Genomic DNA, 24742 nt, shown 5'->3' with positions numbered 1-24742 from the left:
TCTCACTGGCAATGCCGGTCTCCACGATCAACGCCCCGATGACGTCCGCCACCGCCCGTTACGCCGAATCCCTGCGCCTGTCCGTCGCCCCGATGATGGACTGGTGCGACTGCGTTGCGGCACAGCGGTTTCAGGGGTGATGGCACATTATTGGCACGCGTCATTCGTGCCGGAGCATTGAAAAAGCCGCCTCACGGCGGCTTCTTCGTTACCTAATCAGTGCGACTTCTTCGTCCGTTGTTCGTCCCACCAGTCAGCGACGTCGCGGGTGTCGTAGACCTCGCCAGTACGGGGCGGCAGCAGGCCAGCGCTGTGCTTGTTCGCCATCGTCTTCATGCTGGACGCCGGGAAGTAGGCGTCCCGCAACTGCTCGACGGTAAGCGTGGCACCGAACTGGCCGAACAGCATCCAGAACGTACCGAATCCACCGCCGCCCATAGTTCCCGGTGCAGCCATCAACCTGTGCCTCCCACCAGCCTCAGCTGCAGCTGGGGTGCCGGCACAGGGGTGGCTGCAGGCGGCTGTACCGCCTGCAGCGCGTGCTGCTTGTGCCAGTGTGCCCACGCCAGGTCAAAAGTCGGATGCTTCGTCGTTCGGCTACAAGGGCATTCGATGAAGTGACCACCCCGCGCCTCCATCCGCCGGCAGTCGACGATGTACCTGGCAGGGTGGTCTTTGGGGCAGGGCGGAATGGGCCGAGGAGGTGTCATTTGGCGCTGGGTCATGCAACGCCCTCCAGCGGCAGGCCTTGCTGGAGCGCCGAACTAGAAGCGGCAGGGCTGAGCCAGATGCACTCGGTTCGCAGCGTACACCCACGTCCCGCAGCGATTCGAGATCGAGTTTCTAGCCTCCTCCAGGACTGCAGGCGTTCGTCATAGAGCTCAGAGCGGTAGCCGGAAATGACGACCATGCCCTGTAGGCTCTGAATCATCTCCAGCAGCTGCAGATGATCATCCTCGGTCATCTCATGACGATAGTAGCCAGTCGTTCCAGCGTGCATCACTCGCGTGCTGTGCAAGTACGGTGGGTCCAAGTAGTGCAAGGTCTCCGCCGAGTCGTGTTGACGAATGACCTCGATCGCGGACTTGTTCTCGACCAGAACTTCTGAGAATCGATCCGCGATCGCGGCGATGCCGCTAGGGAAGCGCGCCCACAGCTGCTGGGCGGTTCCATACGCACGGTGTGAATCGATTCGGAAGCCAGTACTGGTCTTCGTAGCCCCAGCTGACCCAAAACCCATCTGAGCACGGATCAACAGCCGTCGCGCCCTCTCGACCGGATCCGAGGCGGGTTCCCAGGCTTGTTCGAACTCGGCTCGAGCATAGGGCGTGAGTACGCACGCCTCGACCAACCGTTCGCGATCAACAGGTTTCTGAAGCACCCGGAAGAAATTGACCACTTCACCGTCGAGATCGTTGTAGACCTCTGCATAGCTGCGGGGCTTTTGGAGAAGTACACCGGCTGCACCGCCAAATGGCTCGACGTAGATGCGATGCGCCGGAAGGTGCTGGGTGATCCACGGTGCCAGTCGGAACTTTGATCCGTGGTACCGGAAGGCGGGTGCACAAACTTCATTCATGGTCGTCGCCCCCGGCGCGGCGCACGGCCATGCGGGCGCGACGGCGGATCTGCTGCGGGATCTGGCCCACTGCCGTGCCGCTGTGGCGCTGGCGAGCTGGCCGGGTGATCCACAGCTTGTGCAGTGCCGCGCCGCCGGCGGCGGGGGCGATGCAGAGAAGAATCAGCTCAAGCACGGGCCACCCCCTTGCTGCCGGCACCGATCATGGCCAGCGCTCTGCCGATGGGCAGCAGCTCGCTCCCGATCAGATCGGCGGCTCGCTGCGCGTAGCCCCGGTCGACGGCCAAGTACAGGTGGCCGCGACGCTGCAGCCGGTCACCACTGAACTGGACGTCGTCCAGATCCCGAACGTGTTCCAGGCCCAGGTGATCGGCGATGGCCTTTCCGTGGGTGGTCTTGCCGCTTCGATGCGGGCCGTAAACGACGCGCGAGAGGGCCTGGGCGCCACGCTGCTGACCACGCTGGGTGTTGGGCTTACCCATGGGCCACCTCCTGAGCGGCAGCGGCCACAGCGCTGTGGCTGGCCCTTGCGCCCGGAAGCATGTTGGCCACGGCGAAGGGGAAGGGCAGTCGGTCGGCCAGGGCGGCCAGCTCGGCGGAGATCCAGTCGCCGTCGACGGCGAAGTCCTCACCGATCCCGGTCATCACCCAGCCGCCCTGGCTGCCCCGGCGACGCTCGAGCACGCGCTGGGCGGTCTTATGGCCACCCATATCCAGCTGCGCGGTGACGACCACCCGGTTGCGGGTGATGTGCATCGTCAGCGTTGCGCTGCAGCCCTTGGCAGGGCTGGGGGCAAGTCCACACAGTCCGTCACCCGTGATAGCCTTCGCCCCTGGTCCGGTGCCTGAAACCTCCGTATTTGCCCTGGTGTGGTCGGTGTTGCTGATCATGTCGTGCATGGTTCTCTCCTGAACTTCGTTGGTGGATGGCCTTGGGGTAAGAGGTGGTGCTCTGCCCGCCGGGCCGCTTTTACGGTTACTTCTTGAACACCCAGCATCGAACCGCGATGCCCTTTCCTCCTTTCTCTCGGATGCGACTGTTCACCGTGTAGTTCGGTGCAATGAGTCGAGGGCAGCGCGCCAGCGCCCGGGTCAGTGAAGCCCCCGGTGGTAGCGGCCGCCCCAGCTTTTCGGCGACGTTCCTGACCTCGGGCAGACTCACCGCCAGGCGATCAGCCGTATGCGAGTGGTCGTGCAGCATCCCGGTTGCAACGGCTTCCCCCACCACGATCCAGAACGCCGCAACGGTGGCGCTAGCCATGCCGGTCTTGTCCGGTGGAAGCACCGGAACCGGAAGGCCGAGCGCGGTCGACAAAAGCGCCGCTTGCTCAAACAGCGCGGCACGCTCTTCCTGTGTGCGGGCCGCGTAAAGGGCTACGACCGCGCTGAGGCGAACCGCGTGGAGGTTGGTCACATCAGGCTCGATGGCGAGGACGAAGGGGGTGCTGGCAGTGGACATCCGATCTCCGTTGGTCATTTTTGAAACACCCAGCAGCGAACGGCTACGCCTGCTCCGGCCGTGTTGGTCTTGATGCAGCTGTTGACCGTCAGATTCGGGTCCACCAGCTTGTAGCGCCGCGAATCACGCAGATAGGTGCGCAGCAGCTTGAGGTCTGGCACGGGCTGGCTGTGGTACGCCGCCTTGGCCAAGAAGTCGTTGAGGTTGATCGCGATGTGCTGCGGATTGCGCGAGTGGTTGAGGACCGGCCGTTCTCCGTTACCGGTGCTTTCCAGGTACTCGTAGGTTTCCCAGAACTCATTGACCAGGGGATGGTCCGCACTGATCGCCGACTGGCGCTCCAACGCCATGTCCACCAGCTTCTGCCGGGTTTCCTCGACCATCGCCTTGGGAATGTCCACCACCAGGCGCAGGCCGTCGAGCAGCGCCAGCATCTGGGAGTGGTTCTTGATCAGGCGCTCCATGCGCAGATCCTTGTTCTCGCGCAGCTTCGCCTCGTAGAACCGCACGCGCTCGCCGAACTTTTCCAGCACCTGCGCTTCCGCCCGCACAGCCTTGATCAGGAAGTAGCTCAGATCCTCGACCTGCAGCGCGTTGAGGTTGTCGGCCGCCTGGCGGCTCTCGGTGGTGGCGTGTGGCTTTCGGAAGTGCAGCTTGACGATACGGGTCATGATCGCCTCGCTGGCATCGACTGCCGCGTTCTGGCTGATGACGATGGTTCCCCGGAACGGCGGCTCGTAGGTCTCGTTGCCGCCGTTGCGGACGCCACGGGTGGCCAGCGTGCCGCCGCCGTAGTAGTCCTTCAGTTCATCCCATTCAAACGACCTGGAATGCGCCTTGTCGGGCGTATCGCGGTCGGCTTCCAGCAGCACCACAGGCATGCCCGAGGTCTGGCCCATCGCACGGGCACGGCCGGCCTTGGATGACTTGGCTGGGTCGAAGCCCTCGTAATCGCTGCGCGCCAGCAGCTTCCACAGGAACGTCAGCAGGGTGGTTTTGCCGGCACCGGCTTCACCGGTGGCCTCCAAGAACGGGAACGACTTGTGCGTGCTGCGGATCTGATTGGCGAACAGCGAGCCAAACCAGAACACCAGGGCGACCATGCCGTTGGTGCCAAAGCAGGTCCACATCCACTGCAGCCATTCCTTGCGGTAGCTATCGTGGTCACGCTGAATGTCCATGCGGATGGAGCGCTGGGTGGTCTTGATGCGCAGCTTCTTGAAGTCGAAGTAGTCCTCGGCGTTGGCCTGGGCGATCTCGCCATGGCGCACGGCCAGGTCACCAAAGATGTACGCCTGGTGGTCGGGGGTGTAGCCCACGAAATCGACCGTGTGGACCTCTTTGATGTTGTCCAGCTGGATCTTCATGATCTGCAGCAGCTGGCCGGCGGTGCCGTCGAAGATGGCGCCACGCGCAATGTGGCCCAGGCGGTCGCGGAACGACGGGGCGTTGAGCGCCTGCGACGACGTGAAGGTGCCGGTGGCTGCTGCACCGTCGTGAGGGAAATCCACGCGAAAGTAGTACCAGGCGTCGTCGGTGACTTCGTTGCGCTGGTAGTACAGCGCCTTGGGGAAGCAGTTGGCGATCTCGCGCACGTTGCAGCAGCCGCGGCGGATCTTCTCCACCGTCTCTTCGTCCAGGTCTTCCTCGATGTCTTCCTTGCGGGTGGCCTGCTCGCGGCACAGCTTGTCGAACCGTACCGGGTCGAATTCAAACCAGTAGAGCCGGTTGCGGTGGTCCATGTGGAACTGCGTGCGCTGCTCGCGCCCATAGATGATCAGGCCCTTTTCCATGGCGGTCTTGGCCAGCAACAACGCGCCGTTGTGCAGGGCCAGGTCCACGTCCGCCTGCCAGACCGCATCGCCGTCTTCCGCCGCCTGGGCGCGCAGATGCAGGTCATTCCAGTCGGTCTTCCTGTCGCCCGGTTGTTCGATCTGCGCCGCCTTGCAGGTGAAGCCGAGCTTCTCGGCGCGGCGGACGTGCTTGATGGTGTAGGCGCGGGCGCTCGGCTCGTTGTCCAGGCCCCACACCAGGGTGGGCAGGTCGTTGGGCCGGGCGTCACGCAGTTCCTTGAGCGACAGCTCGGGGTAGGCATTGCTGGACATAGCCGCGACGGCGCATACACCGCGCTGCAGCAGCGCGATGGCGTCGAAGATTCCCTCCACAATCCACACCTGGCGCGCGGTGCGCAGCTGGTCCATCGCGGCGGCACCCCACCACACACCGGCGTAGCTCTCGCCTGGGGCGAAGCGCGCCTTCATCTTCCCGAACCGGTGCGGCCGGTCGATCAGCCGCTCCCACCAGCCGCCTTTGACCAGGGGGAATCGGACGGTGGCGGTGCCTTCGCGCTTGGCGCGGTCGTAGTAGTCCTCCTGCGTATACAGGCCTTTCAGCGCCTTGACGTTGAAGCCTCGGCCGGTGGCCAGGTAGGCATCAGCGGCGGCATTCGGCGCTGTGGCGGTCTGCGGATTGGCCTTGGAATAATCGTCGAACAGATCGTCATACAGGTCGCGCACACGCACTTCCTGCCCGCACTTGGCCTGTCGGCCGCAGCGCAGTACCCACGGCTTTTCGTAGCTGGTGTACAGCTCCTTCTTGCTGCAGTGAGGGCACTTGCCCCCGCGCATGTAGGGCGTGCCATTGCGGTGCTTGAGGCCATAGTCGCGCTCGATGCGCGACAGAACCTGCTGGCGGATCTCTTCCTGCATGCCGAATCAGCCCTGTCGAGCCGCAGCAGCGGCGTGGTAGTGGTGCATGGTTCTCTCCTGGCATCCCCGGCGGCGGTGGTGCGCCGTTGGGGATGTGTGGTGCGGTCGGTCTAGAAGAAGCGGGGCGGCGGTGCCAGGTGGTGCATGGTTCTCTCCTGTCAGCGCAAGGCAGCGGTGGTGCGCTGCCCTGGGCCGTGTGTCCTATTCGTCCGCCGGCTTGGAGCGGGAAAGGATCCCGCGCAGGTCTTCGGAGATGTACTCGGCGACGGCATGGGTATGGTCCGCCGTGATGCCCAGCACCTTGGCCGCTTCCGCCGGCAGCGCCGCCAGCAGCTCCACCGCATAGGCGATGCGCCAGAGGCGGTCGTAGTCGTCGCCGGTGACGACCTGGCTGTACTCACCCTTGGCGGTCAGGCCCTTGGGCAGCGGCGGGCCGGGGTTACGGAGGGGAGGCGGCAGCGGGCCGCGATTGTCCTTGTCCATCAGTTCACTCCGTTCGGGGTGCTGCCGCCGTTGCGGAGCCAGGTGAGGAATCGCTCGGCTTCGCCGGCAGCCAGCAGGTACACCATCGAGCCGCACTGCAGGCTGTGGGTCGCCGCAACGCGGATGGTGCTGCTGGTGTGCGCTGATACGGTCAGCGCTGCATTGCTGGCAAGGTGTACCAGCGCGACGTACAGCATGTGCTTCTGGTCGAAGGAGCAGCGCAGGGCGATGCCCGGCACCGGCGTTGCCAGTTCGATCACAGGTCGAAGCGCGACCGGCAGGGGCGGGGGCGTAGCGGCCATCAGTGCGTCCCCTTCTGGCCGGCGGCATTGCCGCTGCGCGCCTTCTGCTGGGCCGTGTAGGCCGACAGGACGTCATCGAGGGTGATGGACAGCGCCGGCTTTCCGGTGGCTTCCAGACGCACAATCAGCGCCTGGTAGTCGGCATGGGGCCATTCAAGGGTGTCGGCGATGAAGCCGAAAACGAGCGAGATCTGACGCGCGGAGCTGGGTCCGGGCGTGGAAGGGGCGTCATGCGCCATGGAGACGTCTCCTGTATCCGAGGATTGGCCTCGGAGAGACGTTCTTAGGCGTCGCACCGAGGATGTCGGGAGGCTAAGAACCGGGATACAGACCGGCGGGCAGTTTTCCCCTTGCGGGTGTTGTATGGCTGCCGCCCTCCCGACGCAGAAAGCGTCGGCGCGCACGAATTGCAGGCGCAAAAAAACCGCGATGCTGTCGGGCGCGGATGCCGCTGTATCCTCAGAGTTCTTAGGCTCCTTGCGGCGAACTGTGCTCTCCCCCCGGATGGAAGTCAAGGGGAAATGAGGGAAAGTGTGGGAAAACATTTCAGATGCCAGAACGTTCATGCGCAGCAGTCCATCGCCGTCGGCATAGCCGACAGACCAGCAGGTTGGAAAGGGTGTGGTAACGCGTTAGGGCGCAGCCGCCTGGTGCGGTCGCGCCTCGCCGCCGGCATCGATCCGAGACGCTTCCACAAACTCGATTGCATCGAGCATGTCCAGCTGCCGGGATCCATGTTCCAGCTTCCACTGCATCTGCAGCAGCGCCCTGGTGTAGCCAGGCGTCGGCGGCAACTCGGATGCCGGCGCGTCGGGCATGCCGCTCGGGCTGGCGATGCTGGTCAGTTCGGAATTGCCGGCGTAGGTCGCGCCGCACAGCGGGTTCTGACACACCCAAACATCCGAACGCAGATGGCGGTGCTGCAGACGGCTGGTGCGTTTGAGCAACGGCGTATCGCAGGCTTCACAGGAGAACGTTGCGCGGCTGCTGGTCGAAGCGCTCATTACCGTTTCTTGCTCCCCGACTTGGCGCTAACGGCTTTGCCCGACTTGGCACCCGGTGTGGGTTTCTGTCGGGAATTGGCGGGTTTTGTGCAAGAATCCGGGTCGCGCTTGATGCCGAGCGCAATGGCCGCCTGGTGAGACTTGCCGAAGTTGCCCTTGCCGACGCCGCGAAGCGCATCGTTGACCGCATGGCGGTCCAGGCCGTTCTGCCTTGCGAACTCAACGACAGTGATGCCGTTGTCGCGAAGGAACTGCCGGGCTTCTTCCGGTGTGCGCAGCTTCCTTACACCAGTCCGTTGTGCCGCCATTCCGTTTCCCCTGTGTAAAAGCTGAATGCTGTGTTAGTGAAACTTCTTTCACCAATGTTGGTGAAAGATTATTCACCTGTCAAGGAGATTTGAGCGTGAGTGTGGGCGACCGGCTGAAGGAAGAAAGGAATCGACTGCGCCTGAGTCAGGAGGCCATGGGCGTGGCCTGTGGCGTCACTAAGCGCACGCAGATCCACTACGAAAAGGATGAGGTTGGCGCGAGCGCTGCCTACCTGGCACTGGCCCACGATTTGGGCATAGATGTTGCATATGTATTGGTCGGGAAGCACGAACGCCTGGCCACCGCTGATGCCGAGCTGCTCGATGCCTGGCGCGCTGCCCCGGCTCCTGCTCGCGCCGCCGCGATGACGGCATTGACCGGCGGTGTGTCCCACGCCAGCACCTTGGGCGCAGCCCCGCGAACGCAGTTCAATGACACCAGCATCGGCCAGCAGTTCAGCGGCGATGTGGATCTGCGTGGTCAGAAGCTGGTCGTGAAGCGCAGCGGCGGAACGAAGAAGCCCACTCGCTAACTTTCATTCCGAGCTGGACCCGGTTTACTTCCCTCCATCAGGGGGCGCATGACTGCGCAATTGGAGTGTGAAGGACTATGCGGTGTGGCAGTACGGATGAAGGAATGCCGGCAGGTTGCCGGTGCGGCAGTACCACGGTGTTCGAGGGTGCAACCATCGGACAGGTGTTCACGGGGCACGTCGAGATGACGTGCCCCATCGCGGCGGATCGGCAGCAGGCCAAAGACGACGACCGGCGGCGCGCAGGCAGTGCGCCGCTGGCCACGGCGCTGCTGACCATCGCCATCTGGCAGGCCTGGCTGGCGCTGCCGACAGGGGGGTCCACCCCCAGCACGCACGCGCTGCATGCGCTGCTGTTTTTGGCTGGTGGAGCCAGCGCCCGGTACGTGACGCCGGGCGTGATCAGATCCTCGGCGCGGTGGCTGCGGCAGGCCGTGGCCGGATCCGTGCGCCGCCTGCGCCCCGTCAGGTAGACCCGTCGTCCTCGGCGTCGGGTATGTCGTCCGTCGACGGATCTGCCGGCTTTGCATTGGCGCTGGACGTTTCCAGCACCAGCGCGGTGGTGAAACCGTTGCTACCAGTGATGCTGTGGGTCGTCTCGGCGATCAACCAGGTGCGCCCGTCGATCTCGGCCTTGAACCCGGACACATCGATCCGCTGCTCCGGGTACAGATCCGCTCGCCCCAGGGCGAGCGAGTAATCCATCTTGGCCGCGCCGCGCTGCACGCGCTTCCATTCGGCGTCGGCATGCTCCCGCGCGGTCTTCTCGCTGTCGTAGGTCTCGCGCAGGTTCTTGGCGTTGGTCGACGTGCCTACCAGCACTGCCTTGCGGCGGGCACCCTTCTTGTCGTTCCAGTACGCGCGAACGCCGCTGTAGGTGTCCCGCTCGGCCTCGCTGAAACGGTGGCTATCCCCATCGGCGCGGGTGATCGAGGCACGGGGCAACTCGATGCCGGCGGGCGTGGTGCCGCTGTCGATGGGGGAAAACACCAGGTTGCCGGCCTTGACCGTGGCCACCGCGTCGAAGCGCTTACCCAACCGCGTCAGCAGCGCCACGTCGCTCTCGTTCGACTGGTCCAGGTGGTCCAGTGCCAGGCCGGCCAGATCGGACGCCACGCGCGCGCGTAGGCTGTGCTCGCCGGCAATGGCGCCGATCACCGCACCGACCGTGGTGTCGTGCCAGCTGCGATCCCGCCGCGTGCGCATCGTCTTGGTCAGCTCGGCGCTGCGCGCGCGGATGGTGATGACGTCGGGTGGGCCGCTGTGCTCGACCTCATCGACCACGAAGGTGCCCTTGTCGATCAGGCCGGCGTCGCGCCAGCCCAGCGCCACGGTGAGCGTGACGCCCTTGCGCGGCAGCGCCATGCGGCCGTCATGGTCGTGGATCCGCAGATCCAGCTGGTCCGCCTCGCCGCTGCGGCATTCCTTGAGGGTCAGCTCGATCAGGCGGGGCGCGATGCGGTCGGTCAGATCCTTGCCGTCCAAGGTGACGCGCCAGGCGGGAACCGGGTAGCCGGTGCGGCTGCTCATGCCTGGTCCTCGGCCATAGCCTCATCCGGCACGCGCTCCAGGCTGAGCTGGAACTCGACCTTGCGCGGTGTGCCATCGGGGAAGAAGACGCTGTGCGTCTGCTTGAGGCTGGCGATGGTGTATGCCCCCAGCAGGGTGCCGTCGCCACCCACCAGCGCCCAAGGCTGGCCCGTGTCGGCCATCTCCTGCAGGGTGACCAGCGAGGAAAACTCGCCGGTCAGCGGCGGGGCGATCAGGCCGCTCAGTTCGACGGTGTCCTCACCCACGCCTACGAACTGCGACGCCGCCCGAGCGCCCACGCGCTCGGTGCGGGCGTGACGCCAGGACAGGTTGCGTACCAGCTGCTCGTAGGCGCCGTCACGCAGGGAGAAAACGAAGGTTCCAAGGCACATCATCATCGGCGGTTACTCCCTATCGCCCAGCGCGGAACGCGCGCGGGCCTGTTGCTGTCGCTGCAGGGCTTCAAACTCGGCGCGGACGGCCCGGGCGATGTCCGCTGCGTCCTGGCCGGCCTGCGTATGGATGTGGATCTCGATCTTGCCGATGGGGGCCGCAGACGCGCCTTGGCTGGCCGACACGGGCGGGCGGCTGTCCACCGCCCCCACCGGCCCGGCAAGCGCCGCCAGCGCCGCGCCAGCGCCCACCTGTTGGATGCGGCGGGTGATGCCCTGCAGGGCAGCGAGCGGGCCGTTCTGGCCGGCCTGCAGGCCGTTGGCCAAGCCCTGCATGGTGAAGCCGCCCAGCTCGGCGAACACGCGGGAGGGGCTGTGGATCCCGAGCATGCCCTTGAACTGATCGATCACCCCCCGGCCCACCCCGGACACGGCCGAGGTCGCGGCGGAGATCTTCGACCGGATGCCGTTGACCAGGCCCATGACCATGTCCATGCCCGCCTGCATCATCTTCGCCGGCCAGCTGGCCAGCAGGGTGTTGATGCCGGTCCACATGCTCTGCAGGCCTTGGGTGATGCGCTGACCGTTGCCGGTGAACAGACCCACGATCACCGACCAGGCGCCGCCCAGGTACTGGCCCAGCCCGCCGACCACGCGCATGACCACCTCCTGCATGGTGGTGGCAGCGGTGACCAGCCAGCCGATGGCCTTGACGGCCATGCGCAGCTGCACGGTGAGGGCCACGCCCAGGAACTGGCCGAACGTGCGACCGGCGCTGGTGGCACCTTCCAGCTGTTCGGTGGTGGCCTCAAACGGGGCGAACAGCTGTTTGATCCAGTCCCACACCTTGCCGATGGCGGAGGACAGTTGATCCCACAGCGGTGCCAGCGGTGCCAGCGCAGTGCGCAGCTCGGCAAGCACGGGCGCGAAGGCGTCCTGCAGCCCCTGCCAGACGCCGATCATGAAGGCCTTGATCGGCCCCCAATACTTCCACACCACGGCGGCGACGACGGCGACGGCTGCGGCGATGGCCAGCACCGGCCAGCTGACGCCGCCGAGCACCACCATCAGGGCGCGGCCGACGTTGAGCAGGGTAGGCAGTACCTGGGCGGCCAGCGTGCCAAAGCGCGCGATCAGCGCGCCGACACCACCGCCTCCGGACAGCAGGGCCACCGCGCCGCTGATCTGGCCCAGCGCCATCGCGGCCAGGCCGCCTACGGTCAGCAGCGCGCCCAGCGCCGTCACCAACGCAGCGCCTGCCACCGCGCTCACGGTGAGCGCGCGCGCCAGCTTCGGGTTCTCTCGCGTCCAGCTGATGAAGCCGCCTACCACGCGGCCCACGGCCTCGGAGCCGGCTTTGATGTCGGGCAGCAGGGTGCGGCCGAGCGTGCCGGCCATCACCAGCAGGGTGTTCTTGGCCAGCTGCATGGCGTTCTCGGAGGTGGCCACGCGCGAGGCGTACTCCTTCTCCATAGACCCAGCGTACTGCTGGGCGTCGGTGACCTTGTCGAAGTTGGTCTTGAGCAGGTCCAGGTTGGTCAGCAGCGGCGCGATCGCGCCGATGGACTCGCGCCCGAATAGCGTGGTCATGGTGGCCGCCTGCGACGCCGCCGGCAGCTGCTTCAACCGCTCCAGCACATCGAGGATCGCGCCGCCGGCATCCTTCTGCATGGCCTGGGCCATCTTGGTGGAGCTGAGGCCCAGCTTGTCGAACGCGGCGAGCTGGCGCTTGGTGGCCGCCTCGCCCGAGGACAGGGTGAGCAGCATGTTCTTGATGCCGGTGGCCGATACCTCGGACTCGATGCCCATGCCGGCCACCGTCGCGCCCAGGGCAGCCAGCGGGCCGCTCTGCAGGCCGGCCACCTCGCCCAGCGCGCCGATGCGGTTCACCACGTCGCTGATCTTCTGGACGCTGGCTGGGCCGGTGTTGCCCAGGTAGTTGATCTTGTCGGCTAGGGTGACCACCTCGGCCTGGCCCATGCGGAACGCGGTGCGCCAGGTGGCCATGGTCTGGCCAGCATCCTCGGCGGTGGTGTCGAAGGCGACACCCAGCTTGGTGGCGTCTTCTGCGAACTGCAGCAGCTCCTTGCGCGGGATCGACGCCTGACCGGCGGCGGCGACGATCTTGGCGATCTCGTTGGGCACCATCGGCAAGCGGCGGGACAGATCCTCGATGTCCAGGCCCATCTGCGCGAACTGGCGTGGGGTATCGAAGTCGACCACCTTGCGCACGTCGGCCATGGCCGATTCAAACCCCACCGCCTCGCTGGCCGGAAGCACTGCCGCATCGAGTGCTTTACGGCCGCCGAACGCCATGCCGGCACCCAGCGCTGTGGCTTTCATGCCGGCGCTCTGCATCGCCTGGGATCGCTTCTGTTGGGCGTTGAGCGCCATCAGCCGCCGCTGCTGCCGCTCGATGGCTTCGTTGGCCCGGACGATATCGGAACGCAGGCGGCGCTCATGACTTCCCAGCTCGCTGGTGCTGATGCCAGCAGCGGCCAGCCGGGTGCGCAGTCCCTGCAGGCGCTCGGCGTTACGGCTGACCTCGTACTTCATCCGCCCGGCGGTTCGGGTGGCGGCAGCAAACTTCTGCGCCAGCTCTTCGCTGGGCTGCGTTGCGGCACGCATTTCCGCCGCCAGCAGCCGCACCTTGGCGCGCTGGTCCTTCAACGCTGCCGCCGACGCTTTGGACTTCTCCGCAAGCTCCCGGAAGGCCGACACGTCACGCTGCTGCGCATTGAGACCGCGCAGTGCCTCGCGCTGCGAGCGAAGCGATTCGGTAAGAGTCCGACTGCCGCCCAGAATACGGCGCATCGGCCCGGTTGCCTTGTCGATTGCGTCCAGCAGGACGCGCAACCGCATGTTCTCGCTCATCTACATGATCTCCGTATGTGAAAACGGCGCCCTCAATCGGGGGCGCCGCTGCGTTTCCGGGCGCGCTCGCGCCACTCCATCAGTTCCTCTACCGACCAGCAGTCCATTTCTGTTGGTGGCCAGTGGAAGATGGTGGCTACGTCGGCCATAGCCTCTTCTACGCGGTCGGGTAGCCCAGGGCAGTCGCCTGTTCCCGCGTCATGAAAAAATTGGTTACTTCCATTCCGAACTGCAGCAGATCGGATGGATCCAGCGCGGCGACGTCGGCGCCGGTCAGGGTCGGGTTGGTGATACGGGGCAACAGGACGCAGAGCGCAGTGACGTCCATGTTCAGAACTTCGGCCAACTTGAGGCCGCGCAGCTCGCCGGAGCCGGGGCGGCGGACGTCGACGGACTTGATCAGTGCCCCGCCACGCTCCAACGGCTCTTCCAGCTTGACGGTGGCCTTGCGCGCCGCTTTCTGGGTGTTGGATTCGGGGGTGGGGATGGTGGTTGCGGTCATGGAATCTCTCCGGAGTGATGCAGGGGGAAGCGAGCGGGCGCGTGGCGCCCGTCGCGGGATGGGGTTGGGTTACGCGCCGATGGCGTTGCGCAGGGACAGCAGGCGATCAATGCCGCCGACGTTCTCGACCATGTTCACCAGGTCAATCTCGATCAGCACCTCACCGTTCCAGGTCAGCTTGTAGTAGCTGCAGGCCGTGGTAACGGTGAACTCGGTGTCAGAGCCGGCCTCGGAATCGCCGAACTCGATGCCTTCATGGCGGCCGCGGATGACCACCTCGACCGCGTCGACCTGGCCGTTGTCGTCGCGCTGGTAGCCGCCGGCAAAACGGATCTGCACGCCGTCGTGGCTGGTCTCGGCGTACTGGCGCAGGATAGGGCGCATAAGGCCGCCGTAGACCACCTTGATCTGGATCTCATCCTGGCCGAGGTCGATCTTCACCGGGCCGCTCATGCCGCCGCCACGGTAGGCCTCCATGATGCGTTTCAGCTCGGGCAGCGTGATGGTCTTTGCTTCGCCGAGGAAGCTCTCGCCGGCGGTGAACGTGTTGAAGCCTTTCAGTTTGCGGGGCAGGCCCATGGGGTTTTCTCCGATGCGGAGCCAAGGCGGTCAGGACCTGACCGCCGCAGGCAGGGTGGAATCAGTTGGCGATGGCCGAGGCGAAGCTGGCCAGGTACTTGTCAGTGATGCGCTGGCGCAGCATCAGGTTTTCCAGCGGCGGGACCGGGGTGAAGTCGTAGTCGATGGTGAGCGCGCCGGAACTGAGCGTGGTCTGCGTATTGGCGTCCGGGTCGTACCACGCCTTGGCATCGATGATGTAGCCGCTGCCTTTCAGCTCGCGGAACTTGGCATTGATGCTCTCGATGATGTCCTTGATCAGCGAGGCGTGCATCGGCTTGTCGACATAGATCGCCATTGCGTCGGCGATGGTGTCCTTGAGGATCTGCGCCGTGCGCGTGGCGGTCTCGAAAGCGAACAGCACATCGTCGCTGCAGGTACGCGAGCCCCAGAAGCGGTAGCCGTTCATCTGGATCAGGGTGGTGACGTCGCCGGCATTGAGCACGCCGGCATCGCTGGCCGGATCCTGCAGATCGAAGAAGACATCGCGCGAGATCCCGGTGACACCGTTGACCGCCACGTTGGAGATGTTCTTGTGCCAGCCCTGTTCCTTGTCGATCAGCGCACGCAGTCCCAGGGCGCGGGCGACGGCGTAGGCCATGCCGATCAGGCCGGTGGTGCTGTCCAGGGCGGTGAAGTCCGGCCAGATGATCATCAGCTCGCGCGCACCGAATTCCTCGCGATAGGCGGTGGCCTCGGTGACGGTCTTGGCGGTACCGGCGCTGATGTAGGCCATCGCACGCAGGCGCTGGGCGACGACCGCCAGCTCAGCGGCAACCACCTGGGTGTCCAGGCCCGGTGCGCCGATGATGCGCGGCTTGACGCCTACCTGCGCCTCGGCGGCCAGCAGCGCCTGCAGGCCCGAGTACTCGCCGTTGGTCTTGGCACCGATGACGGCGATGGACTGCTCGCCGTCGTTGTCTTCTTCCTTGACGCGCACGACCACCAGCACCGGCTTGGTCTGATCGGCGATGGCTTCCAGCGAGGCCTTGAGCGTGCCGGTGGCGCCGGCCTTGGTGATGGCGCCGTCGATATCGGTGATCAGCACCGGCTTGTTCAGCGGGAACAGCGCCACGTCGGCGGCATCGCCCGTGGCCACCAGGCCGATCACGGCGGTGGCCACGGTGCGGATGGCGCGGACGCCGGTATTCACTTCGACGACGCGGACGCCGTGATGGTAGTCCATGGGGTATCTCCAGTTAGCGGAAGCGGAGGGGGATGGTCAGGCGGGTGTAGCCACTGCCCTGGGTGACGTCGGTCCGGGTGCCCTCCACGTCCAGGACAAACGCGCCGGGGGCATCCCCCTGCGAGATCGAGAGCTTGCTGATGCGGATCCGCGGCTCCCAACGCATCAGCGCCGTGGCCACCGCACCAAAAAGCAGGGTCCGGGTCTGGCCGGTGAACGGCTGGTCGACCAGCTCGGGCATCAGCGAGCCGTAGTCGCGGCGCATCACACGGGTGTTGAGCGGCGTGGTCAGCACGTCGTTGATGGACTGTGCCAGGTGCTCGGCACCTTCGATGGCACGGCCGGTGGTGGCGGACATGCCCCTCACTGCGGCGGATCCGTCAGGCCGCTGCCACGCTGTACGCCGAGGTGCACGTGTCCCTTGAGGCTGATGCCGGCGCCGACCACGTCGACGTCAGCGGTGGCGGTCCCGCTTACAGAGGCATTGCCCACCACGGCCGTGTTGCCGTTGAGGGTGGTCTCGCCGTTTACGGTCAGGGGGCCGTTGATGGTGCTGCCGCCGTCGGCGGTGACAGTGAAGGTGCCGCCAGACGGCAGCAGGGCTTCCAGTGCGTGCGTGTCTGCGTCGTAGCGCAGCTGCGCGCCATCGGCAAAGCGCAGCAGGCTGACGGCACCGCTGGCAGCAGGGGCAGGCACCTGCTCCGAGTACAGGCCGCACAGCGCGATGGCATTGGCCGTGTCGCCTTCAGGCGAGAGCAGGATCACCTGCTCGCCCGGCGTGGGGGCCGACCAGATGACCGTGGTGCCTGCGCGCAGGGTCAGCCACGGGATCCAGTTGGTGGTCAGATCGCCAGATGCGACGCGGCACAGGCCAGCGTCGATGTCGACCGACACGACGGTGCCGGTGCGAATGAGGTTGGAGATCAGGCGGGCAAGGTCCATATGCCCATGCTGCTCGTGCGCGCGGGAGGCCGCACGGCGTGCGGGGTGTAGCGGTCGTCGCTACAGCCCCTTGATGCGCGAGGGTGGTGCGGTGGCCAGCACCCAACCGCTGCCGATCCAGCGAGGCCAGCGGCCTGCGGGGAACTCTGCCGGCGGCGGGGTCTCCACTGCGCCGGCCGGCAGCAGCCAGGTGCCTGGCTGCAGGGGCGACTCATCGGCCTGGGCGGTGCCGGCCAGCAGGCCGGCCGTATCGACAAGGTAGACCGTCTTGGTGGCCATGGTCAGTACTTGATGCAGGCCAGCAGGGCGACGTTCTTCGGGCGGGTTTCATTGCCGCCGGAGACGCCCGTGGTGAAGTCGTGTGCGTGCCTGCCATCGGTGGAGGTTTGCCAGGCGTAGTTGTCGTAGTCGATGCCGCCGCTGGATCCGGCGTTACGGCCGCCTGGGCGATGTTCGCTCATGCCGTAGGGTGCAGCTGCAATGTGCTTGTTGCCCTCACCGAACGCCGAGTCGTGTGCGTGGTCGCCGGCATCTGCAGTGCGGCCGCTGTGGGCGTGCGCGGCCAGCTGGTCGCCCTGATTGCTGCCGAGCGAGCGTCCTGCGTCGTTACCCCGGCCGTCATCCCAGAAGCGGGGGAACAGGCCGCGCAGATCGGGCAGGAAGAAGCTGCCGGCGGACGGGGACTGGCCGGGGGGCGTGTAGAGGTCGCCCACCGCCGCGTAGAGGGCAGGGTAGGCATCCTTGGCCACCTGGGCACCGTTGGCCTTGAGCCAGCCCGTGGGCGCGTTGCTGCCGGCGAACGTTCCGATCATGCCGGCAGGCGCCATCTGCCGGGTTTCCTCGGCGCTGACGACACCGAGGTTCTTTCGACCTTGGGCCTTGTCGGCCACGTCGGCCAGATTCTCCCCCCGCTGCAGCGGGGCACCGGCGTTGCCTGCCGGCTCGTTCTGAGCCGCGATCACACGGGTCCCCGCCGCATAGGCTTGGCCCAGCGTCAGCTGGGTTCCGTCATCGGGATCGGGCAGCCATTCATCAGCCGCGCCACCGCGTGAGATGCGCTGGCCATTGATGTAGATCGCCAACCCCAGCGTGGTAGTGATGGCCAGCACGATGCGTGTCTGGCCTGCGGCGAGCGTCTGGCGCTCTTCGATGGTGTTGACCAGAACGTTCACTTCGCCCGCGTCGCCCCATTCGATGTCGCCATCGGCATTACTTCGCTTACGTGCGATCTGGCCAGTCGTGCCGCCCGGCAGCACCGTTGCCGAGTTCACCGAGCTGATGACCCACTGCCGCGAGGCCATCACGGTGTTGGGGTCCAGCTTGATCTGCACGTTGCCGGCATTTCCCACCGCAAATGCCATGCGGTACAGGCCGTCGCCGATGGCCCCGTCGCTGGCCAGTGGCTGGTAGACGTCGGGCATGTTGGCCATGGCCACCATGCCGCCGTCAGCGTCGAACACGGCCATCTCACGCAGCACGAAGCCACCAGCGGTGGGCGGAACGATGCCCTCGGCGTAGTACACCAGGGGATTCTCGGGATCCTGGTAGATCCGGTTGATGCTGGTCCGGTAGCGCTCACGGACCAGGCCGATGGCCGACCCGTCGAAGGCGTCCGGATCGATGGGATTGCCGTTGCCGTCTCCGAAGGCGATCTCGGCCAAGCGCATTTCTGCACCGCCAAGCCGCGCAGCATTGAGCCGGCGCAGGCCGTAGTCGGTGTGGCGGGTGCTGTACTGAGCCATGGTCTGTCCTCAGATCTCGACGCCGCCGACGGCCAGAGACGCCTTGAGGCTGGCGTACAGGTCATCCATCTCCGCCGTGGTCAGCAGGCGGTTGTAGCAGCAGTTCCATACCTGCTGGGTGTGGCCGGCGTAGCTGCTCGACGCAGGCCCGGACAGGCGGACGGTGCCGCCGCTGGGCAGTTCGGCGGTCACGGCGCTGGCAGCGCTGGTCTTGGTGCGCGGTCGGTAGATGGACGTTGCGCCGGTCGCGCGATTGTAGGTGCCGAGGAACAGCTCGAAGCGGTCACCGCCATCGGCCGGGATACCGACGTTCACCCCGCCGCAGGTGAACGCCAGGGTGCCGCCGGATCCACGGATGAGGCCAATCGTCTGTGCGGCAGCGCCAGTGCGGCCGATGAAGAACTGCGTGCCCGTGGTGGGCGAGCCATCCGGGTACGCCTGGCGAACCACCGCAGCGAAGGTGAGGTTGCCCGTGTTGGGCAAGCCCTGCCCGGTGACGGCCAGGATCTGACCCGTGCAGACCACTGAGGCGGCATCCCACTTGGGTTCATCACCAGCGCCAGACACATCGAAGGCACCCCAGCTGCCAGCCTTCGGTGCGGCGCTGGCCTTGGCGCTCCGCTTGAAGCGATAAGCGCCCAGCAGGTTGCCTGCCGGATAGGCCACCTGCGGCTCGATGTCCAGGATCAGGGTGTCGGGGAAAGCGGCCGGTGCGGCGAATCGTTTGATGATGGTCATAGCGGTCAGATGCCCTTGATGTGGTGCTTGTTGGCCAGGGCCAGCGGCGGATTGGCGCTCTCATGGAACGCGCCGTCGTTGACGTTGGTGAAGATGCCGGTGGCGGTGTCGTAGTGGCCGCCCTCGATTGCTTGAGAGCCGGGGAGCGTGATGGCGTGCTTGCGCGTCATGGCCTGGTCGTAGATCACCAGCTGGCCATCGGCACCATTGCTGCCGCGCGTGATCCAGACTTCGCCGCGCGAGGGCACCAGGTGCACGTGGTCAGCATCGGTCGCCACGCCGTCCAGGGTGCGCACGACCTGACCGGTGGCGCAGGACAGGATGTAGAGAGTGGTGGTGCCTTCGTCGGGCGACCAGAGCGCATCGGTTGCCGCGTCATAGGCCAGTCCGTTGGCCGTGTGGCTGACCACGATCTCATCGGCCAGCTTGGCCCCTGCGGTGTTGATGTGGCGGAGCGTCTTGTTGGTCTTGTCGACAAACCAGATCGTGTCGTCCGTGGGATCCCACGCGACACCTTGGATGGACTTGATCCCAGGAAAAGTCGGCGTGTTGCACATGAACTCGCGCACCACCCGCCGCATGTCGGGACTCAGAATCAGCACCGAACAGTAGAAGTCGTTGGACCCCTCGCGCTGCCTACCGTCGTTGCCGACAACCCAGCAGCCGCGGAACTTGCCCGTAGTGATCAAATCCAGACCGGTGCAGGTGAAGCCGCCGTTGCGGTTGGGGTAGGTGGCATCAGGCAGCGAGATTGCCTCCTGCAGAGATGCACTGCCCACGCTGGGCGATGGGTCGACCGTACCCACGCGCCACTCGGTTCCATCGCTGAATCGCACGTACCCCACATGGAACTGCGCATCGATGTGCACTTCCAGTGCGTCGGCGAAGCGGCCGGCAAGCGGCTGTGACCATTCCTCGTACACCCCGTGCCAGCGCGCATGGCCATCCACAAGAGCCATACCGTTGGCGTCCCGCCCCATGGTCAGCGTACCCACCTTGGTGCGCAGGTACTCGTAGGTGCCATCGGCGTGGACGGCGCGGGCGACGTTGCCCATCGCGTCCAGATCCACCTCCAAATAGTTGCCCGCCGCAGGAGCTGCCGATTTGACGCCGGCAACCGCTGCGACAGCTTCCTTGTCCGCCTTGGCCGCCAAGCCGTCAGCACGCGCCCACTGCCAGCCGCCGGCATGCTCGGTGTACTCACCGGCGTTGGGTACCTGGGCGCCGGAGACGGGATCGACGTGGGTACCGCTATCGGCCAGCACACTCGCGCCGCGTCCGCCGCCACCGGTGGTGGGCACAGCGGCCAATTCGGACCAGGTGGCCTTCACGATCCGCCCCGCCGACTGCCCGTCTTCAAGGGCTACCAGGCGCTCACCGAGGTTGGACACCGAGCCGATGGCGTTGGCGAGCGTAGGAACCGGGCCGCCCTCAGTGTCCACCACGGCGCTGCGCTTGCCGTGGATGATTTCGTGCGCGATGTCGCTGTCGTTGATGAATCGGTCAACCTTGTTCTGCAGGCTCATTGGCGGTCCGTTGCTGCTGGGGAAGAGTGGTGTGGAGGTGAAGATTCAGCCGATCTGCGGCGAGCTCGACTTCGGCTTCGCCTTCGTCCAAGGCGACCAGCAGGAGCGAGATGTCTTGATACTTCGGTGCAATCTCGCGCTCGATGCCCTGCATTGAAACGGCGGCGCTGTGGGCCAGGCTGTAGCTACTGCCGCCCGGCACCAGTTCAGTCATGTGCGAGCGCAGGTTCTTGTTGGCGTCGATGGCGACCAGCAGTCGCGCCATGTCTGTCTGCGTGAAAGGCGTGGCCACCGAATCGACCAACACCCGGAAGGTGTATGGGGTGCCCTGCGGTACGCGTTGGTGCCATTCCTCAATCTGTACGGGCACACCGATGGCATCGATCGCATCGAGCAACGCGCCTACGGTGCCCTTGCGGCGGTGGATCTTGATTGCCTGCTGAACGGTGCGCCGACGCACGTACACCGGCCAATCCGGCCCCCACGTGTCCACGCTGAACGACCAGGCGAGCCACGGCAGCATGGCCTCGGACGCGCGCATCGGATCGAGCGCGCTATCGAAAGGTGCCGGCACATCCGACACTCGGGCCATGGTCTTTGCGACCGCCACCTCCTGCGGGGTGGCGTTGGGCGGCAGCAGGCTAGACATTGCCCACCGTTCGGTGGGTGATGCGGATACCGGTGCAGCGGCTGGCCTCGCCTATGCCGACCGCGATGTTCTGGGCGGGGCTGATTAGGGTGACGTCGACCACACCCTCCTGATGCAGCGCACGGTCCAGTGCCGAGCGGCTGACCATGGATGCCATGCGCGAGTTCCTCTCGGCGTAGGCGGCCGCCTCGTCCTGAGCGGCTTTCAGCACCACGGCCGGATCCGGGCCGGGGGAGATGTCGAGCACTGCCTCGATCTCGTACTCGATAATCGCCGCGCTCATCACGGACACAAAGTCGGTGAGCGGGCGCACGTCGACGTGATTGATCGCCGTGGCCACCTTGGCCAGCAGATCATCGGGCGCGGTGCCATCGCCCTCGCGTGAGAGCACGTAGACAGAAACGTGGCCGGGCTGGGGGCTGTCGGCCGAGGCGTCCAGCACGCGAGGGTCAGCGGCAAGGGCGTGGAAGATGTAGGCGCCAGCGGGGCCAGCGACAGAGAAGCCCTCCGGCGCCATCTGGATCCGGCGGCGGAACTCGCCATCCAGCTCCATCACTGCCGGCGTGCCGAGGGCGGGGTTGGCCTCGGTCACCACGCGACGCTCGACGCCGAAGAACGCGCCCAGGTGGTCGAGCATGGAATCTTCTGCGTAGGCCAGCAGCACGGACTTGATGCCCTCGTTCACGCGCTGACGCAGCAGCATCTCGCGGTAGGCACCGACCTGGGCGAGCTTGTAGACCGGGTCGGACTCGACCACCGCGCTGTAGCTGGGATCCTGCGCGCGATACATGTCCAACCACTGGCCGAGCAGAACCTCGTAGTCGATGACTTCGACCGCGCTAGGTGCGGGCAGGCGGGACAGGTCGACGGCGGAGAAAGTTGTCATGCCGTCATGGTCGCCAGCCCCACGCGCGCGCGACAGAAGCTGGCGCTGTACCGGTGTGCGCTACAACCCGGCCAGGTGATTGAGCAGTGTGTCGACCACCCGCTGCCTGTCGCTATCGGCGAAGCCCAGCAGCTCGCGACGCTCGTAGCGCACGCGTGGCCCGCCGCGTCGCACCTGGTCGACCAGGCCTTCCTGATGGACGCGGGCAATGGCGGCGGCGCGGCGGATGAAGAACACCGAGGCCTCGCTGGCGTTGCCGCGTGCCTTGAGGTGCTTGGACTGTCGGAGCCGGGCAAACATCTTGCGCCGGCGGATCCGCCCGCCCTTCTGCCGCTTCTGGTTCTTGCGGCGGGCGTACTGGCTTCCGTCCGGGGCGCGCTGTTGTCCGATGCGCTCGCTCTGGGCGCGCTGCAGATCCTGCGCGATGCGGCGGGCGAGTCGGGCGCGGCCTGCTGGCTCAAGGCGCTGCAGCAGCGGCCCGATCCAGCCTTCCAGCGAGGTCAGGTCATCCACGTCGGTAGCGGCTCATCGACGGCGTCTGGGGCGTCGTTGCCCTGGTCATCCGGGGCGACGACCACGTTTTCGGTGAGTGGCAGCTTGATGTCCAGGTCGACCTTGTCGTCGGCCAGGATGTCTACCTCGAATCGGATCTGCTCCTGCAGGCTGGGTCCGGCCAGCAGCGGGGATTGGTTCACCCTCACCCAGTCCAGCAGGGCCAGCCACAGCCGGTTCGGGTCGCCGGCATAGTCGGTGATGATCATGTTCATCGTGTAGCGCCACTCAAACGAGCGCGATTCCACGGACGTGCAGACGATGCTGCCGTTGTCGATAAAGGCGAGCAGGCGATCCTTGTCGGTGGCCAGCTCGGGGACGGCGGCCTCAATCGCAGCACGGAGGGAGGCCGGCTTTTTCATGGCTCGGCCTGCACCGCGCAGCCGGCAGCCACGGCTTGCCGGCGGGTGCTGGTCAGTTCGTCTTGGAGCCAGCCGATCCAGGCGTCGGCATGGTCGGCGTCCTCAACAGTCGCTGCCGTGTCCGCTGCCCGAAGGTCGGCGGCTGCATCTTCGCTTTCGGCAAGGGCTGCAGCTGCATTGGGGTCGGATCCGGACGCAGCACCACACTGCCACCACGGCTGCAGCTGCACGTCGCCGCGACGCAGAGCAGCAGCAAGGTCATCACGGGCTTGTTTCGCATCGTCCACCTTCTTGTCGTAACGGTCATCGTTGTCGGTGCGGTCGTGGGCCAGCGCCAGCGCAGCAGCGCGGGCCTTGGCGGCCGTCTCGGCCGTGGCCTTGGCCAGCCCAGCCAGCACAGCGGCGTGGGCTTTCAGCGCGGCCTGGTGGGCCGCCTGCTCGGTGTTGTACTTGCCTTCCCATTTGGCAGCGCCTTGGCCGTGCCAGAACCACGCCCAAGCGATCAGCAGGATGGCCACCGCAGCCCAGCGGGCAGTGGTCAGGTAGGGGCGGATCGGATCGAGGCTCAGGCCCATCACGCGGCCTCCAGCAGCGCGACGGCGCGGTTGGTGCGGGCGATGCGGTCTTCCAGACCTTCGGGCTTGGCCTTGGAGCGCGGGTTGCCCAGGTTGATGGCGCGGCTCAGAGCCAGCACGTCGCCGGCATCGGCCCAGCGGTTGAGGCCGTTGTCTTTCCAGTAGGCCGCCGCTGCACGTGCACCGTTGACCGGCTCCAGCAGCAGGTCGGGGTTCTGCACCAGGGGCAGGCCCAGCAGCAAGCCCATGCGGGCGTAGCCGCCCTTGAGGGTGTTCTGGATCGGGCCGCGACCACGGTAGCGCCAGCCGTCGCCGCTGGCTTCGTTGCCGTTGCCGCCGCGCCCGGCGTACACGTAGTTGGCCAGCTTCTGCGGGTTGTTCAGGAAGCCCTTGGCGAAGGCCAGCTCCTCCGGCTCGATCTTGCGGTTGCCGTTGAGGTCGAAGCGCCGGAACACCGCCACCACCCGCTCGGCCGTGCTGTAGCTGAGGCCTTCTTCCACGCGGGTCAGGCTGACGCTTTCATGGCCGAGCTGGGCGAGGAAGTAGGCGACCTGGCGACGGGTCGTGATGCCGAATTCGGCCATGGCCGCGTTGAGTGGCTGGGTCCAGCGCTGCACGCGCGCAGCCGGCATCTGCATGGCGCGGGCAAGGATGTCATCGGTCAGGGTCACGGGTCGGTCCTCAGAATGCGGGCGACGTTGCCCTTGGACTGGAAGGTCAGCAGCAGCACCACCAGCAGCAGGCCCAGCTGCCAAGGGCTGACGTGTGCGCGGGGGCCGTACAGCAGGATCTGCAGCGCCTGGCCGCCGGTGGAGGCGATCAGCACCCACGCCACCACTGAGACGCCTGGGCGGTGCGTAGCGCCTGCGTGAGCGCGGTAGGTGATCAGGCGGCCGCAGATAGCCAGGCTGGCCAGCAGGGCGAGGAAGGTGGTGATCTCAGCCATTTCGGTCTCCGCGGCGGAAGGACTTGAAGTCGATGCTCCCGCTGCCCTCGATCAGCCGCAGGGTGATGGTCACCACGCAGGCCGCCAGCAGGAAGGCCGCCAGCCCGGCCGACTCCAAGCCGAAGCGGCGCATGACGTCGGTGGCGCCCATGTAGCCGGGCACGACACTCACTGCGAGATAGAACAGCCGCTTCCAGAGCAGCAGATCCTTGGCCGACACCACGAACAGGGTGGCGCCGGCGAAGGCACCGATCAGGGCGTCGGGATTGACGCCAGGCAGCAGCGAAGCCAGCCCGACGCTGGTGGCCAGCGCGAAGAGGGTGCCGGTGGAGGTTGGTTCGGTCAT

At 66.1% G+C, this 24742-nt stretch carries 35 protein-coding genes; 2 read left to right on the top strand and 33 right to left on the bottom strand.

Annotation, left to right across the window (positions count from 1 at the left end):
• Positions 1 to 216 precede the first annotated feature (216 nt).
• The 12 genes from ACX9OW_RS15685 to ACX9OW_RS15630 form a co-directional block, all read right to left on the bottom strand.
• Positions 217 to 456, bottom strand: coding sequence for a hypothetical protein (locus tag ACX9OW_RS15685; RefSeq protein WP_459062533.1), 240 nt, complete (start codon positions 454 to 456; stop codon positions 217 to 219).
• A gap of 265 nt (positions 457 to 721) precedes the next feature.
• A complete protein-coding gene (locus ACX9OW_RS15680) occupies positions 722 to 1579 on the bottom strand; it encodes a DNA adenine methylase (RefSeq protein WP_459062532.1) in 858 nt (285 codons plus the stop codon).
• Positions 1572 to 1754, bottom strand: coding sequence for a hypothetical protein (locus ACX9OW_RS15675; RefSeq protein WP_459062531.1), 183 nt, complete (start codon positions 1752 to 1754; stop codon positions 1572 to 1574). Before ACX9OW_RS15675 ends, ACX9OW_RS15680 begins: the two co-directional genes overlap by 8 nt.
• Positions 1747 to 2061 (bottom strand): hypothetical protein, encoded by a 315-nt coding sequence (locus ACX9OW_RS15670; protein WP_459062530.1) that lies wholly within the window; start codon positions 2059 to 2061, stop codon positions 1747 to 1749. Before ACX9OW_RS15670 ends, ACX9OW_RS15675 begins: the two co-directional genes overlap by 8 nt.
• Positions 2054 to 2479, bottom strand: a complete 426-nt coding sequence (locus ACX9OW_RS15665) for a hypothetical protein (protein ID WP_459062529.1) — start codon at positions 2477 to 2479, stop codon at positions 2054 to 2056. The genes ACX9OW_RS15670 and ACX9OW_RS15665 overlap by 8 nt, the downstream gene beginning before the upstream one ends.
• A gap of 76 nt (positions 2480 to 2555) precedes the next feature.
• On the bottom strand, positions 2556 to 3038 hold the full coding sequence (locus ACX9OW_RS15660) for a hypothetical protein (protein WP_459062528.1): 483 nt from the start codon (positions 3036 to 3038) through the stop codon (positions 2556 to 2558).
• Between the two features lie 14 nt (positions 3039 to 3052).
• Entirely contained in the window at positions 3053 to 5746 is a 2694-nt protein-coding gene (locus tag ACX9OW_RS15655; protein ID WP_459062527.1) for a toprim domain-containing protein, read from the bottom strand.
• Positions 5747 to 5947: 201 nt separating this feature from the next.
• Positions 5948 to 6229 (bottom strand): hypothetical protein, encoded by a 282-nt coding sequence (locus tag ACX9OW_RS15650; protein WP_459062526.1) that lies wholly within the window; start codon positions 6227 to 6229, stop codon positions 5948 to 5950.
• Positions 6229 to 6531: a hypothetical protein gene (locus ACX9OW_RS15645; RefSeq protein ID WP_279924143.1), complete on the bottom strand. Its 303-nt coding sequence runs from the start codon at positions 6529 to 6531 to the stop codon at positions 6229 to 6231. The genes ACX9OW_RS15650 and ACX9OW_RS15645 overlap by 1 nt, the downstream gene beginning before the upstream one ends.
• Positions 6531 to 6770 carry a hypothetical protein gene (locus ACX9OW_RS15640; protein ID WP_164151142.1) on the bottom strand — a complete coding sequence of 80 codons (240 nt, stop codon included), beginning with the start codon at positions 6768 to 6770 and terminating at the stop codon, positions 6531 to 6533. The genes ACX9OW_RS15645 and ACX9OW_RS15640 overlap by 1 nt, the downstream gene beginning before the upstream one ends.
• 393 nt (positions 6771 to 7163) lie before the next feature.
• On the bottom strand, positions 7164 to 7535 hold the full coding sequence (locus ACX9OW_RS15635) for an ogr/Delta-like zinc finger family protein (protein WP_459062525.1): 372 nt from the start codon (positions 7533 to 7535) through the stop codon (positions 7164 to 7166).
• Positions 7535 to 7843: a DNA-binding protein gene (locus tag ACX9OW_RS15630; RefSeq protein ID WP_459062524.1), complete on the bottom strand. Its 309-nt coding sequence runs from the start codon at positions 7841 to 7843 to the stop codon at positions 7535 to 7537. The genes ACX9OW_RS15635 and ACX9OW_RS15630 overlap by 1 nt, the downstream gene beginning before the upstream one ends.
• Before the next feature lie 95 nt (positions 7844 to 7938).
• Between ACX9OW_RS15630 and ACX9OW_RS15625 the strand changes: the two genes are divergently transcribed.
• Both ACX9OW_RS15625 and ACX9OW_RS15620 read left to right on the top strand, forming a co-directional pair.
• On the top strand, positions 7939 to 8376 hold the full coding sequence (locus ACX9OW_RS15625; protein WP_459062523.1) for a helix-turn-helix domain-containing protein: 438 nt from the start codon (positions 7939 to 7941) through the stop codon (positions 8374 to 8376).
• Positions 8377 to 8513: 137 nt separating this feature from the next.
• Entirely contained in the window at positions 8514 to 8849 is a 336-nt protein-coding gene (locus ACX9OW_RS15620; RefSeq protein ID WP_459062522.1) for a hypothetical protein, read from the top strand.
• Here the strand turns inward: ACX9OW_RS15620 and ACX9OW_RS15615 are convergent.
• The 21 genes from ACX9OW_RS15615 to ACX9OW_RS15515 all read right to left on the bottom strand — a co-directional run bounded on the left by ACX9OW_RS15615 (position 8842) and on the right by ACX9OW_RS15515 (position 24742).
• On the bottom strand, positions 8842 to 9906 hold the full coding sequence (locus tag ACX9OW_RS15615) for a phage late control D family protein (RefSeq protein WP_459062521.1): 1065 nt from the start codon (positions 9904 to 9906) through the stop codon (positions 8842 to 8844). The genes ACX9OW_RS15620 and ACX9OW_RS15615 overlap by 8 nt on opposite strands.
• Positions 9903 to 10304: a phage tail protein gene (locus ACX9OW_RS15610; RefSeq protein WP_459062520.1), complete on the bottom strand. Its 402-nt coding sequence runs from the start codon at positions 10302 to 10304 to the stop codon at positions 9903 to 9905. Before ACX9OW_RS15610 ends, ACX9OW_RS15615 begins: the two co-directional genes overlap by 4 nt.
• Positions 10305 to 10310: 6 nt before the next feature.
• On the bottom strand, positions 10311 to 13172 hold the full coding sequence (locus tag ACX9OW_RS15605) for a phage tail tape measure protein (protein ID WP_459062519.1): 2862 nt from the start codon (positions 13170 to 13172) through the stop codon (positions 10311 to 10313).
• Between the two features lie 32 nt (positions 13173 to 13204).
• Complete coding sequence (locus tag ACX9OW_RS15600) at positions 13205 to 13321, bottom strand: GpE family phage tail protein (protein ID WP_459062518.1); 117 nt, start codon at positions 13319 to 13321, stop codon at positions 13205 to 13207.
• 8 nt (positions 13322 to 13329) lie between these two features.
• Entirely contained in the window at positions 13330 to 13674 is a 345-nt protein-coding gene (locus ACX9OW_RS15595) for a phage tail assembly protein (protein WP_459062517.1), read from the bottom strand.
• Between the two features lie 69 nt (positions 13675 to 13743).
• Complete coding sequence (locus tag ACX9OW_RS15590) at positions 13744 to 14253, bottom strand: phage major tail tube protein (RefSeq protein ID WP_459062516.1); 510 nt, start codon at positions 14251 to 14253, stop codon at positions 13744 to 13746.
• 61 nt (positions 14254 to 14314) lie between these two features.
• Positions 14315 to 15478 (bottom strand): phage tail sheath protein, encoded by a 1164-nt coding sequence (locus ACX9OW_RS15585; protein WP_459062515.1) that lies wholly within the window; start codon positions 15476 to 15478, stop codon positions 14315 to 14317.
• A 13-nt stretch (positions 15479 to 15491) separates the two neighbouring features.
• A complete protein-coding gene (locus ACX9OW_RS15580; protein WP_164151163.1) occupies positions 15492 to 15845 on the bottom strand; it encodes a GPW/gp25 family protein in 354 nt (117 codons plus the stop codon).
• Complete coding sequence (locus ACX9OW_RS15575; protein ID WP_459062514.1) at positions 15842 to 16420, bottom strand: phage baseplate assembly protein V; 579 nt, start codon at positions 16418 to 16420, stop codon at positions 15842 to 15844. Before ACX9OW_RS15575 ends, ACX9OW_RS15580 begins: the two co-directional genes overlap by 4 nt.
• Before the next feature lie 60 nt (positions 16421 to 16480).
• The gene (locus tag ACX9OW_RS15570; RefSeq protein WP_279924175.1) at positions 16481 to 16699 is read right to left on the bottom strand and encodes a hypothetical protein; all 219 of its coding nucleotides are present in this window, start codon (positions 16697 to 16699) and stop codon (positions 16481 to 16483) included.
• A gap of 2 nt (positions 16700 to 16701) precedes the next feature.
• Complete coding sequence (locus ACX9OW_RS15565; protein WP_459062513.1) at positions 16702 to 18162, bottom strand: phage tail-collar fiber domain-containing protein; 1461 nt, start codon at positions 18160 to 18162, stop codon at positions 16702 to 16704.
• Between the two features lie 9 nt (positions 18163 to 18171).
• Positions 18172 to 18900, bottom strand: a complete 729-nt coding sequence (locus ACX9OW_RS15560) for a hypothetical protein (protein WP_459062512.1) — start codon at positions 18898 to 18900, stop codon at positions 18172 to 18174.
• Between the two features lie 5 nt (positions 18901 to 18905).
• Positions 18906 to 20426, bottom strand: coding sequence for a YncE family protein (locus tag ACX9OW_RS15555; RefSeq protein WP_459062511.1), 1521 nt, complete (start codon positions 20424 to 20426; stop codon positions 18906 to 18908).
• Positions 20404 to 21075: a phage tail protein I gene (locus ACX9OW_RS15550; protein WP_459062510.1), complete on the bottom strand. Its 672-nt coding sequence runs from the start codon at positions 21073 to 21075 to the stop codon at positions 20404 to 20406. Before ACX9OW_RS15550 ends, ACX9OW_RS15555 begins: the two co-directional genes overlap by 23 nt.
• A complete protein-coding gene (locus tag ACX9OW_RS15545) occupies positions 21068 to 21961 on the bottom strand; it encodes a baseplate assembly protein (protein ID WP_459062509.1) in 894 nt (297 codons plus the stop codon). The genes ACX9OW_RS15550 and ACX9OW_RS15545 overlap by 8 nt, the downstream gene beginning before the upstream one ends.
• Positions 21962 to 22021: 60 nt before the next feature.
• Positions 22022 to 22474, bottom strand: a complete 453-nt coding sequence (locus ACX9OW_RS15540; protein WP_459062508.1) for a phage virion morphogenesis protein — start codon at positions 22472 to 22474, stop codon at positions 22022 to 22024.
• Positions 22462 to 22875 carry a phage tail protein gene (locus ACX9OW_RS15535; protein ID WP_459062507.1) on the bottom strand — a complete coding sequence of 138 codons (414 nt, stop codon included), beginning with the start codon at positions 22873 to 22875 and terminating at the stop codon, positions 22462 to 22464. The genes ACX9OW_RS15540 and ACX9OW_RS15535 overlap by 13 nt, the downstream gene beginning before the upstream one ends.
• Positions 22872 to 23450: a hypothetical protein gene (locus ACX9OW_RS15530; RefSeq protein ID WP_459062506.1), complete on the bottom strand. Its 579-nt coding sequence runs from the start codon at positions 23448 to 23450 to the stop codon at positions 22872 to 22874. Before ACX9OW_RS15530 ends, ACX9OW_RS15535 begins: the two co-directional genes overlap by 4 nt.
• Complete coding sequence (locus tag ACX9OW_RS15525; protein WP_459062602.1) at positions 23450 to 24088, bottom strand: glycoside hydrolase family 19 protein; 639 nt, start codon at positions 24086 to 24088, stop codon at positions 23450 to 23452. The genes ACX9OW_RS15530 and ACX9OW_RS15525 overlap by 1 nt, the downstream gene beginning before the upstream one ends.
• 29 nt (positions 24089 to 24117) lie before the next feature.
• A complete protein-coding gene (locus ACX9OW_RS15520; protein ID WP_164151183.1) occupies positions 24118 to 24396 on the bottom strand; it encodes a phage holin family protein in 279 nt (92 codons plus the stop codon).
• Positions 24389 to 24742, bottom strand: a complete 354-nt coding sequence (locus ACX9OW_RS15515; RefSeq protein ID WP_046272347.1) for a putative holin — start codon at positions 24740 to 24742, stop codon at positions 24389 to 24391. The genes ACX9OW_RS15520 and ACX9OW_RS15515 overlap by 8 nt, the downstream gene beginning before the upstream one ends.

It is taken from the genome of Stenotrophomonas genospecies 5 (assembly GCF_054473825.1).
The sequence above is the reverse complement of the archived record's forward strand: the minus strand, read 5'-3'. Positions and strand labels throughout refer to the sequence as shown.